Raw genomic sequence first — 12,876 nt, 5'->3', positions numbered from 1 at the left:
TACCTAGTGCATCTGTCCTTTCTTATACGGAATTTCTTCACTTAGTTCAGCCACCAGTTTTGTTCGTTCAAGGGGCGAACCTGTTTTGCGTGCCAGCCATGCATAGGCCGTGGGGATCACATACAATGTCATGAACGCTGAGACTAACACCCCGGCGAAAATAACCACCCCAATAACCATGCGGCTTTCTGAGCCCGGGCCAGACGCTAACACTAAAGGTAATGCACTGAAAACTGTAGTAAACCCGGTCATTACGATGGGACGTAAACGCTGCGTCGCAGCGCGCTTGAGTGCTTCTTCAAATTCAAAGCCTGCGTCACGCAGCTGGTTGGCAAATTCCACAATTAGAATACCGTTTTTCGCCGCAAGTCCAATTAACATCACCAATCCAATTTGGCTGTAAATATTGATGCTCATTCCTGCTAAATCCAAACCAATGAAGGCACCTAATAAGGCCAGCGGCACCGTTAACATAATCACCAGGGGATGGACCCAACTTTCAAACTGAGCGGCAAGGATTAGAAAAGTAACGGCCAATGCCAGCACAAACACAAAAATAAATGAGTTACCCGCTTCCTGATACAATTGCGATTCACCTTTATAATCAATTGAAACCGCATCGGGTAACTCAGTTTTTACGATATTTTCCAAATAGGCCAAGGCCTCTCCTACTGTATAGCCAGGGGCTAAATTGGCATCAATCGTAATCGCACGCATGCGATTATATCGATTCAACTGCGCAGAGGTGGCTTGTTCAGAAAACGAAACCAGATTGTCCATAGCGATTAATTCGCCTGTGCGTTGCGAACGTACATAGAGGTTATCAATACTTTGTGGGCTGCGATAATCCTCTTCAATACCTTCCATGATCACATAATATTCTTCACCGCGATCCAGGTAAGTTGAAACGCGGCGTTGTCCCAGCATGACTTCCAGGGTGCGGCCAATATCGCTGACGGACACACCTAAGTCAGCAGCGCGATCGCGATTAATTTTTACCAGTAGTTGAGGAGAAGTTTCCTTATAATCAGAATCCATCCGCACCAGGTTGGGATTTTCACTGGCTTTTTCCATAACCGTATCCCGCCAGCTGACCAGATTTTCATAGGTGTCGCCCTGTAACACGAATTGCACTGGTCGGCCAAAACCACCGCCGCCCAGGGCACTACGCATAATGGCGAAGGCGCGTACATCTGGCAGTTCATTGAGTTTTTCGCTGATTTCTTCCATCAGCTCAAACGTACTGTAATCTCTTTCATCCCAGGGCGCCGCACCTACTATCGCAATTCCCGCGCTCCCTCCAAAACCTGGGGTTCGCACCAACAGACGGCTTATTTTACCCTCATCTCTGTAAGGCATTAAAATAGCTTCCAGCTGACGTAAGTTTTCTGCATTACTTTCGAAACTCGCCCCTTCCTGTGACTGCATCAAAATAAAGAAATTACCTCTGTCTTCCTGCGGTACAAACTCCTCAGGTACACGTTCGGACAGCTTAATAATAGCCAGCACCGATCCTATGAGTAATAGCGCCATGATAATGGGCTGATGCAGTGTTTTATTTAAACTATTGAAATAGCTGCGCTCTATCCCTGCAAACCGTTTATCTACCCAGGCGCCAAAGCCACCATTTCTGGTGCGTTTTGTGAGTATTTTCGATGCCAGCATTGGCGCCAGCGTAAGGGCCGTAAAGCTGGAAAAAACCACAGCCCCAGCAATGGCTAACGCGAACTCAGTAAACAGCCGCCCGATATTCCCCTCCAGAAAAACCAATGGAACGAATACCGAGACCAACACCAGGGTAGTGGCAATAACTGCAAAGCCCACTTCCTTCGCGCCCCGATAAGCGGCAAGAATGGGCGGCTCACCCATTTCAATTCTGCGGTAAATATTCTCCAGCACCACAATCGCGTCATCCACAACCAAGCCTATCGCCAGTACCATCGCCAGCAGTGTTAGCAAATTGATAGAAAACCCTAATACATACATCACAATAAAAGCTGAAATAAGCGAAATGGGCACAGTGAGAGCGGGGATGAGGGTGGCTCTGACATTTCCTAGAAACAAGTAAATCACAATCACCACCATGGTAATGGCGATGGCGAGTGTGTTGTATACCTCGTTGATGGATTCTTCGATAAATACCGACGAGTCGTAACTGGGAACAATAAATATGTTGTCTGGAAGCGTCGCCTCAATTAACTTCATTTGTTTTTGCGCGGCTTTCGCTACTTCCAGCGTATTGCCTTTCGATTGCTTAACGATCCCCAGGCCAATCATATTGGCACCATCACCTCTGAATTCAGTTTCATCGTCTTCAGAAGCCAGCTGTACATCGGCAACCTCTCCCAACCTGACTAAGTAGCCATCGTTGCCCACCGCCACCGTGATCTTGGAAAAATCATCGGGAGTCAGATACGTGCGGGCTACACGTACCTCAAGATTACGATCCACAGACTCAATCTGGCCCGCAGGCAGCTCAATATTTTCTGACCTGATCACTTGTTCAATATCGGTGACGGTAACCCCACGGGCCGCCATCGCGTTACGATCTAACATCACCTTCATGGCGTAGGTACGCCCACCACCAATACGAACCCGGGCCACGCCATCTACTACCGACAAACGGTCTACCAGAAAGCGTTCAGCATAATCAGTCAGTTCCATGACATCCAAATTGTCACTGCGCAAGTTGTACCAGACGATGACATTTTCATCGGAACTGGCCTTGGCGACTTCGGGGGGATCGGCCTGATCCGGTAGATTGTTCAGCGCCCTGCTCACCCGCTCGCGAACGTCATTCGCAGCCGCGTCAATATCGCGGGAAAGCTTAAATTCGATGGTAATATCAGAACGTCCATTCCTACTGGTAGAGGTGACGTTTTTAATCCCTTCTATGCCGCTGATTCTGTCTTCTAACAATTGGGTTATGCGCGTTTCTACAATATTGGCGGAGGCCCCGGCGTAATTAGTGCTGATCGACACAATAGGTGGATCAATGTCAGGATATTCGCGCAATGAGAGTGAGGTGAAAGCCACTATCCCGAAAATGATCAGCAATAAATTTATGACCGACGCAAAGACGGGGCGTTTAACTGAAATATCAGAGAGTAACATGGTTATTCTCCTGCCGTTTCGTTCAGTATTCTCACCACCGACTTATCCCGCACGCGAAGTGTGCCTTCGGTCACAACCTTATCACCAGCCGAAAGACCTTCCAGCACTTGCACTTTACCAGGCTTTCTTACGCCGATTTTTACTTCTTGCTGGCGCACACTATTCCCTTCAACGACAAACACGTATTGCCTTTCTTCAACCGGCACCAGTGCTTTTTCAGGTAAAATTAAGGTGTTGAGTACGCGCTTTTGTAAAGTAATCTGGAGTAACATACCCGGGCGTAATTTTCTGTCAGCATTATTTATCAATGCACGCACCTGAACGGAGCGTGAGATGGGATCAACCCGCGTAGCGACAGTGTCAATTTCCCCCTTAAATGTTTCTCCAGGATAAGCTGAAGACAGAGCCGTCACCATTTGGCCTTTAGCGAGGGAAGCAAGATGTGCTTCCGCAACACTGAAATCCACTTTAATCACGCTGGTGTCATCTAAGGTAGTAATCACATCTCCCGGTTGCACTAAGGCGCCGATACTGACCTGGCGTAAGCCTAACCATCCGGCAAACGGCGCTTTTATCGACAATTCATTTAATTGGGCCTTCGCCACTTCCAACTGGGCTTGCAAAGCTTGTACTCTAGCTTGCTGTTCATCCAGCAATTGTTCAGAGGCCGAGCTGGATTGGGCCAGATTTTTGACGCGAGAAAATTGGCGCTCTGCTTCGGCAATATTGCCTTCTAGTTCGGTGATCCGTGCCAGCTCTTCTCTATTATTCAATTGCACGAGCACTTGTCCCTCTTCGGCTCTGTCGCCATCATCAAAATTAATGCTGCTAACCACTGCTGTTTGTTGAGAGGTGATGGTGATAGATTCGCTCGCCTTAGCAGTACCTAATGCTTCAACTGTAATTGGGAATGGCTGTTCCTGAACAACCGCCACTTTTACCGGGGTCGCAGAAGGGGTTGCTTTACGTTCTTCCGATTGTGATGGGTAATATAAATATGCCAATAACCCCGCTAGTAGCACAACAACAATGACGAGCGGCGAAAGCACAAATCGGGACATGACGAGTTCCTAAGTTAAGCTGGAGGTTAGTGATATGTGAAAGTAAAAAGTAAAAAGTAAAAAGTAAAAAGTAAATTACCTAATAAGGTTTTGTATTTTACGTTACTTAAAGCGCTTACAGTTTACATTCGACGCTATATTTATCCGTTTTATCTTGTACAGAGAAAATTCATCTTCTTCACACCCCACAATTTTTTAGCTCTCCTATACTCCTGAATAACAATTTATGCCTATAATACAAAAAAATTTAAACGCTCGTTTGAAAATAGGAGTTTTCCATGCCTTCTTATCATGCCCCTCTTGCTGATTTTCAGTTTCTTTTGCGTGACTGGCTTAAATTAGACAAACACTATCAGGAAGTCGGGTTAACCGATTTTGATGTTGAACTGGCAAACGAAATTATTGCGCAAGGGGCTAAATTTGCCACTGATGTGGTCGCCCCCCTTAATCGCGACGGCGACGAAGCAGGCTGTCAATTGCAGGATGGTAAAGTCACCACCCCCAAGGGTTTCGCCGCAGCCTATCAGGAATATGTAGCGAATGGCTGGAACGCCATGCTAGGCCCTGACGAGTTTGGGGGCCAAGCGCTGCCCTACACCATCGCGGTGCCTATTCATGAAATGCTTAACTCAGCAAATTTAAGCTGGCGGTTGACCACAATGCTGACAGAAAGCACTGTGCTTGCCATGTGTAAACATGCCTCTGACGACCTGCAACAAAAATATTTGCATAAGCTGGTCAGTGGCGAGTGGACAGGTACCATGAACCTGACAGAGCCCCATGCGGGCACCGACCTGGCATTACTTAATACGAAAGCCGAGCCTCAGCAAGATGGGTCTTACGCCATCACGGGTAACAAGATTTTCATTACTGGGGGCGATCACGACTGGACCGACAACATTATTCATATGGTGTTAGCGCGGTTACCTGACGCACCTAAGGGTGTAAAAGGGATTAGTCTATTCTTAGTGCCCAAATTGCTGCTAGATGACGAAGGTAATCCTGCTACCCCGAACGCTCTTTCCGTGGGCAGTATTGAACATAAGATGGGAATCAAAGCCAGCCCGACTTGCGTGATGAATTATGACGGCGCAAAAGGCTATTTGGTGGGCGAACCGCATCAGGGCTTAGCTTGTATGTTTACCATGATGAACGATGCCCGCTTCCAGGTGGGGCTGCAAGGCCTAGGCGCGGCCGAAGCCTCTTATCAGGGTGCGTTGGCTTACGCTCGTGAGCGTTTGCAATCGCGTGCGCCCCAAGGCGTGCAGCAACCTGGTCAAAAAGCCGATGCAATACTATTTCAGCCTGATGTGGCACGTATGCTGTTAACCCAGAAATCGCTGACAGAAGGCTGTCGTGCACTCTCCTTGTTGTATGCCAAATATATGGATAAAGAGCGTACCAACCCTGCTGACCAACAAGCCGCAGACGTATTGCAGTTCCTGACTCCTATTTGTAAGGCGTTTATGACTGATATGGGGCTGGAAGTCACCAGTTTGGGAATTCAGGTATTTGGCGGTCACGGCTATATCCGTGAGTGGGGCATGGAACAATTAATGCGTGATGTCCGCATTGCCATGCTTTACGAAGGTACCAACGGTATTCAGGCGCTTGATTTGATTGGCCGTAAGCTTACCCGCGACGGCGGAAAAATGTTGCAATCAACCTATGCTGCCTTTACAGACCTGGTCACCCAAATTGAGGATGCCGAGCATCAATCCCGCGCCCAGGCTTTACTCGATGACTGGCGTGCCAGCTCGGCGGAATGCTTAGGTATGAGCGCCGCAGATGTGGCCGCCGCTGCGTGTGATTATCTGGCCTTTTCCGCGTATTCACTGTTAGGGGTATTGTGGTATAGCATGGCAGATTGTGCTCAACGCGCGGATAACAAAGCGATCGCGGAATCGAAGCGTAAAACGTGTGCGTTCTATGAAGCACGCATACTGGGGCGGCGCGATGCTCACCGCCTAGCGTTCAAAGCCGGCGCTGACTCGGTATTAGCGGTAAAAGGCGCAGAGTTTGATTACCAGTAAGCAATAATGAAAAGGCCCTGTTCAGACAGGGCCTTTGGTTTTCACATAGGTGACGAGCGTATAGATCAGGTTCGTCTGCATCCTTTAAGAGTACAAAGACTACGTAGCGCTTTTACGTCCTTAAAATTAACCTCACCATCCTTATTTACATCATAGTCTTCGGTTAATTCACGGCGCAATACGATAGCAAGAATTAAACGCACCATATCATCCACATCTACATCATCATCGCGGTCAATATCACCCGGCATATAAAGACGCGGCAGGCTAAAGCTAGCAATGACAGGATCATGATCAGATGCACGGTAAACAAGCGTATTCAACCAGTCTGCAGGCTTATACTCTTCGTTGTAGTCAAACGCCACCGACTCATCAGTGTTAATATGCCACTCGGTTGCGTCAACTAACCAGTCATTCGCGCTACCCTGCACCATCAGATAATCCAGCGTGCCGGCTTCGCCTCTGAAGGTGTAGCTATAGGCCTTATCACCAATCATTACTCCTGCGGCATCAACATAACCGGCATCGGCTAACGAACGAATAGGATCTTCCATCGCATAACTGTTTAAATCGCCCATCAACATAACCGGAGTCTGGGGATATTCATTAGCTAACCACTGGCTTACGCCCTGCGCTGCCCGCAGACGAGTGAGGTTGCAGTTGCCCTGCCCTGTCGAAGTGTCATCGTCACCTGCGCCGCAACGGGAGCCTTTCGATTTGAAGTGATTCACATCCACCACAAATTGTTGACGACTTTGCGGATGACTAAACAGCTGTGCAACCGAAGGACGGTTTCGTGAGGTATCAAATAGAACACCGTTTTCGTCTGCAGGGCTGTTGGTTTCGGTTAGTATTTTAGCTGCTTCTGCCGGTACCACGGTAGCAGGCTTATAGATAATACCCACGGTAATTTCATCAGTGCCTACTGGGCCGCCCAGGTCAATATAGGCATAAGTGGATTCACCATATTCGGTGTTCAGGGCGTCCACTAACTGCGCTATCGCGCTGTCAGGTCCAAATCCATCGTTCTCAATTTCCATTAAGCCCACGATGTCAGCGTCAATGCGTACAATGGCATTAACAATTTTGCTTAGCTGGCGTTGATACTCGCTAGGCGAGTCAGCGCCCCGCGACGTTGGAAATCCTGTGCCGGCGCCATCTCCATTGAACAAGTTTAATACATTGAAACTGGCGACTTTCAGATTACCTTCCGCCACCACCGGATTGGCTTCGCGAGGATTCGTGTCAATTAAATCAGGCGCTTGGGCTACGCGAATACGATAAGCGCCAAAGTCATGATCCACCACACCAGTCACACCCACGATCGTCTGACCAGACCTGACCGGGTTATGGGGGCCAAATCCGCCCGCTGGCAAATAATGTTCAGCATTAGAGCCATTGGCCAAATCATCCACCAGGATTTGATTTAATTTATTTGCATTTGCCTGCGCTATGGCTTCTTCAGAGCCTGGCTGGTGAAGTTGAGTTGGGTTGTACAATCGTTCTGTGGATGCCACTAACTCAGCAAAACGGTTGTAATTATAATTACTGGAGATGACCCATTCCTGGTCCGACGTCACTAACATACCTTCGTACGCTTCGAAACTGGATGCGGACTCCATTGGCAGGCTTACCACAGCGGGCGTCACTGAAGCGGTTCCACACATTACGTGTGCAGTCACATCGGTGAGTTGAGTTTTGTCATAAAATTCTTTTGCCGTAGCGGCTAAGCGAATCACTTCGCCCTCGCTGACACTATTGACTAAGGCCGGCGCGTAGACAAAAATCCCTTCCGAAGTAGCCGGATTGGTATCTTCGTGGTTACTTTCTTCCTGCACAAAAAAGCCGCTCATGCCCGGCGTACGTACCGTAACAACTGCTTCAGCGATGATTGCAGCGTTAGGCATCGGTGTAACCAAACCACTACCTTGTATGGCACTTATTAGCGTGGCTGGCGCGCCGCACTGCCCCAATTCACCAGAATTGTCGCCACCACTATCGTCTCCACCGCACGTGGCAGAATCAGAAAGGGTAAACGACTGACCGCCATTAATTTGTCCGGCAGTGGCTAGCGCAGGTTCCTGCCAGCTAAACGAACAACGTTTGTTCCCTTCGCCTGTGCGTTGCAGCGAAAAACCTACTGGAGTACTGCCCGTTTCACTGACAATTACATCCTCGCTGGTCATTCCCGCCGCAGGGCCTGACTCGGCTGTCATGGTACCTTCGTAGCTAATAAATTCGATAACCTCATCGCCCGCTACCAGCGCAATCCCATCGGGCGCGCCATTTTGGATACCAGCGTGATACACAACTACAGTTCCAAAGCCATTTTGCAGGTCAGGAATCGTGCCTGATAAACTAATCGTTTGATACGGTGCGTTGCCGTTACCGTTATACAATACAACAGAGACGTTCGTCAGGTCTGTGCCAGCCGGACCCGCGATTTCGACCATTTCGTCTACATCTGAACCATCGTTATCATAATGGAATTCGTTGATAAACAGCGCACTGTGGCCTGTGCCGTCGCCACCATCGCCACCGTCTCCGCCATCATTACCATTACCAAAAACCTGGTTTAGGTTAACTGCATCCGCCGTGGCTTCATTGCTGGTTTGCCAGGCAAACTCTGCATAATTGGCGCCTTGGCCACCTAGCTGAAGTGAATAGCCGACAGGTGAATTGTATTCCTCAGATACCAGAATGTCAGTGCTCTGGATACCTTCTGCGCTTCCATTGGTAGCCGTAAACTGGCCCTCGTAACTTAAAAATTGCAGCACCTCCCCGTCAGGAGAGATAAGCGCAACGCCATCTGGGCTACCGTTTTGAATGCCAGCGTAAGCGTAAGCGATCGTGCCCATGCCACCTTGCTGATCCGCTACGACCCCTGATAAATTTAACGTGCCATAAATACTGCCACCATTGCCGTTATAGAATTCAAGACTATAACCGGATAAATCCGTCCCTGCGCGCGCCGCAATTTCTACAAATTCATTTTCATCAGCGCCCGCGTTGTCATAATGAATTTCATTAATAAACGGAGCAGCGTCAGTCACAAATGTTTGGTTAGTATTGGTCGCGTCTTGCGTGTTACTGTCTGTGACTTGCCAGACAAAATCCGAGTAAAACTGGCCTTCACCACCTAATTGCAGCGAACTTCCCACTGCCGCTGATGACTCTTGCGCGACCCCAATGTTTTCACTTACCCAACCAGCAGCTGGACCATCGTTTGCAGTAAATGTTCCTTCATAACTAATGAACTGAACCACCGCACCCCCACCATCGATCAGAGCGATTCCATCTGGCGAACCATTCTGAATACCGTTTGAAGGGTAACTGACGGAATAGGCTCCATAGCCATTGCCCAGGCTGGCCACCGCACCGAGCGCGGTAGTGTTATAACTTAATCCATTAGAACCATTATAAAGAACTAATGAGTAATCACTTAGATCGGTATTCTCCGGTGCAACGACTTCAATGAATTCACCGGTATCGGTGCCATTATTGTCATAATGAAATTCATTGATAAAAATGTTCGTGGCAAACGTGGATGTGCTTGTAATTGCTAATAGCAATGCAGGGTATTTAATATTCATTGTAATTAACCTGTAATCCCAGTTCTGCTGATGGGTGAGTGTCGGGTGTACTAAAATACCTGTACTTTGTGACAGTTTTTTTAATACAGGTCAAATGTTATACAACATTAAAATATGTTCTAAATTTGAACGATTTTAGAAGCGAAAGTGTTTGAAAGTGTAGATAAAAGGGATGATTTGTAAATTATTCTGACAGTTATTAAACGGGAGGAAACCGATAACTTATTAGTAAATAAGTACTAAGTCAGAAACGCCACCAAATGTCAGCGTTAAAATAACCGACATTTGACAGCGAAATACGTAAAAACGAGTTTACAATTTTGCTGAAAGCTGTGGTTCGAATTCTTCTGTAAACCACTCTTTAATCATATGTTTTTCATATCCGAGAGGCTCTTCTTTAATTCGTGAAGACACCCCGTCCATAAATCCCATGTCTTTCAGACGTACATCAGCCTGCTTCACCAGCGCACCGGTTTCATCTACAAGCGTGTATCGAAATGTCATCTTGGGGATGTACAACCGTTTTACCAACCGAACATCAGCACTGGAGTTTCCCAAACCCACGAAACTTGAAGGCCACACTTCACCTGCCAGATCCAGATCAGTGACAGTCAGGCTTAGTTTTTGCTGAGGTGGAAGGGTGGCAGCCAGTTCAGATAAATACGTTTCAAGTGTTTGTAACGTGCGTTCACGAAAGTGTTTTCGGCCTTCATTGACGGGTTTAACATCGGTGAAATCTTCAGGCGCATCCCAGTTAACCGTTAACTCAGCGGCATGGGCAGGCGAAGCACCTAGCATGACTAAAGCGGGAATAGCTCCCAACCAGATATTACGCATTTTCCACCTCAATACTTTTTGATTAGTTTCAATTATGAGTATAGTAATGACAAATGAATAAAACCTGAATAGTTAACGTTGCCGTACCTTTTTCCCTCTTGCTCGCCCCAATGGGGAATGAGGAGGAGTGTGAACCCTCTGCAACGACTTGGTTTCACGCACGTGTAAATAAATACTATGTATGCAAGTCCAGCAGCGTTGACTTTTGGATCACCGAGCAGAACCGATGCAAATGCGGACCGTTGATATACGGGTTGATTTCTTTACCCTTGCAATATTGAAGATGGAAATGACTTAGCGAAGTACGACTTTGCGTAATCTCATTTAGATAATCTAACTGAAAGGGACGCAGGGCCGACAACTGGCTATTTGCGTCATGGCGAATGGACGACAACTCGCGTTTCTCCGGAATCTCAGCCAAGGCCACTAACCAGTCTGATAAGGTGTCTTGAATATCTTTAAACAAATATTGGGCAAAAGGAGTCTGTAGTACCGTTATCAACAACGCTATTTCTGCCAACACAATTAAAGAGCGAAACATAACAAAACCTCCACTACGCTCCGAAAACAATTTTCCGATAGTGAGAATAGACGCGCCCGCACAGTAAATAAATAAGTCAATCTATACCTTAATATTAGCTTTTATATCTTCAGCAGCCCTGCTGCTTCAGTAACTATCCAAAAACTAAGCAATTATTACTTTAATTTAAAAAGGTGGTTTTTTAATGGAATTCAATTTACCCCTGATAGTTATCAACTGGTATACTCTTGAAGCATTTTTCCTGTTCGTCGAGGCCTTTGAATGAGCGAAAGAATTCCGGTAAAAGACGTCACACCGGTTAAAGTCCACCAACCCGACTCCTCTAATCAGTCAATTCGCTATTCGTCGAACAACCGAATTTACGTGCGCTCCGTCTCCGGCCCACTCGAGACATTCCGTCGCTATTTTGGCTTTATTTTTCTGGGGTTGTTCGCTTTACTGCCGTGGATTTCCTACAACAATCAGCAAGCCATTTTGTTCGATCTTGCTGAACAACGCTTTAACTTATTCGCGCTAACGCTGTGGCCGCAAGATTTAACACTGCTCGCGTATATATTTATTGTTGCGGCATTCGCGCTATTTTTTGTTACCACCTTCGCCGGCAGGGTCTGGTGTGGATTTATGTGCCCCCAAACTACCTGGACTTACATGTTTACGTGGATAGAAGAAAAAGTGGAGGGCTCTAGGCACCAGCGCATGGCACTAGATCAACGGCCGCTGGATACTGACAAATTCGTCCGTAAGACATTCAAGCATCTATTGTGGGTGCTATTAGCGCTGCTAACCGCACTGACCTTTGTAGGTTATTTCACGCCCATAGCAGCGTTGTTTACTAATTTCTTTACCTTTAACACGGGATTCTGGACGACTACCTGGGTAATTTTCTTTGCGGCATGTACCTACGGCAACGCAGGATGGATGCGCGAAATAATGTGCACTCATATTTGTCCTTACGCTCGCTTTCAGTCGGTTATGTTCGACAAAGACACCCTCACCGTGGCGTATGACGTAAGCCGTGGTGAAAGACGCGGTCCGCGGCCGCGTAAAATTCCTCACAGCGAATTGGCCAGTAAAGGATTGGGTGACTGTATCGATTGTAATTTGTGTGTTCAGGTGTGCCCTACTGGCATCGATATTCGTAACGGACTTCAGTATGAGTGCATTAACTGTGGGGCTTGTGTGGATGCATGTAACGGGGTAATGGAAAAAATGAATTACCCTAAAGGGTTAATCCGCTTTTCTTCGGAAGCGCAATTACAGGGTGGCACCACCAAGATTTTGCGCCCAAAATTGGTGGGTTATGCGTTCGTGTTAGTGGTCATGCTCGGTATTTTAATTGCTAATTTTCTCCTGCGCTCATCATTGGAAGTAGATATTATCCGGGATCGGAACTCGCTTTATCGGGAAACCAATGACGGTTTGATCGAAAATGTCTATACCATAAAAATTCTCAATAAATCGCAACAACGACGTCAGTATCACATTGACATTGAGGGCTTGCCTGATTACCGATTTACTGGTGAACAACAGATAAGTGTAAAAGGGGGAGAAATATTCAGCATACCCGTGTCAATCGCCACTGACGCTTACAACCTCAACGCGCCTGTTACAGAGATTCACTTTAAGGTTTCTACGCAAACCGAAGAAGGTGATATGGTCACTGTACTGGAACCCACCAACTTTTTGTACCGATAGGC

At 47.3% G+C, this 12,876-nt stretch carries 7 protein-coding genes; 2 read left to right on the top strand and 5 right to left on the bottom strand.

Features of this window, described 5'->3' with window-relative positions; translation table 11 throughout:
* Positions 1-3 precede the first annotated feature (3 nt).
* Positions 4-3,114, bottom strand: a complete 3,111-nt coding sequence (locus tag OPS25_RS12855) for an efflux RND transporter permease subunit (protein ID WP_265618150.1) — start codon at positions 3,112-3,114, stop codon at positions 4-6.
* Between the two features lie 2 nt (positions 3,115-3,116).
* Positions 3,117-4,175 (bottom strand): efflux RND transporter periplasmic adaptor subunit, encoded by a 1,059-nt coding sequence (locus tag OPS25_RS12850; protein WP_265618149.1) that lies wholly within the window; start codon positions 4,173-4,175, stop codon positions 3,117-3,119.
* Positions 4,176-4,453: 278 nt separating this feature from the next.
* Here OPS25_RS12850 and OPS25_RS12845 point away from each other — a divergent pair, with 278 nt between their 5' ends.
* Entirely contained in the window at positions 4,454-6,208 is a 1,755-nt protein-coding gene (locus OPS25_RS12845) for an acyl-CoA dehydrogenase family protein (RefSeq protein WP_265618148.1), read from the top strand.
* 65 nt (positions 6,209-6,273) lie between these two features.
* On the opposite strand, the gene OPS25_RS12840 is transcribed toward OPS25_RS12845, so the two are convergent.
* The 3 genes from OPS25_RS12840 to OPS25_RS12830 form a co-directional block, all read right to left on the bottom strand.
* On the bottom strand, positions 6,274-9,801 hold the full coding sequence (locus OPS25_RS12840; RefSeq protein ID WP_265618147.1) for an ExeM/NucH family extracellular endonuclease: 3,528 nt from the start codon (positions 9,799-9,801) through the stop codon (positions 6,274-6,276).
* Between the two features lie 312 nt (positions 9,802-10,113).
* Positions 10,114-10,638 (bottom strand): DUF3016 domain-containing protein, encoded by a 525-nt coding sequence (locus tag OPS25_RS12835; protein ID WP_265618146.1) that lies wholly within the window; start codon positions 10,636-10,638, stop codon positions 10,114-10,116.
* A 175-nt stretch (positions 10,639-10,813) separates the two neighbouring features.
* Entirely contained in the window at positions 10,814-11,179 is a 366-nt protein-coding gene (locus tag OPS25_RS12830; RefSeq protein WP_265618145.1) for a hypothetical protein, read from the bottom strand.
* Positions 11,180-11,440: 261 nt separating this feature from the next.
* Between OPS25_RS12830 and ccoG the strand changes: the two genes are divergently transcribed.
* The gene (gene ccoG, locus OPS25_RS12825; RefSeq protein ID WP_265618143.1) at positions 11,441-12,874 is read left to right on the top strand and encodes a cytochrome c oxidase accessory protein CcoG; all 1,434 of its coding nucleotides are present in this window, start codon (positions 11,441-11,443) and stop codon (positions 12,872-12,874) included.
* The last annotated feature ends 2 nt before the right edge of the window (positions 12,875-12,876 follow it).

Origin of the sequence: Alteromonas aquimaris, assembly GCF_026183695.1 — a bacterium.
Classification (GTDB): domain Bacteria; phylum Pseudomonadota; class Gammaproteobacteria; order Enterobacterales; family Alteromonadaceae; genus Alteromonas; species Alteromonas aquimaris.
This window is presented reverse-complemented; position numbering and strand designations above follow the sequence as displayed.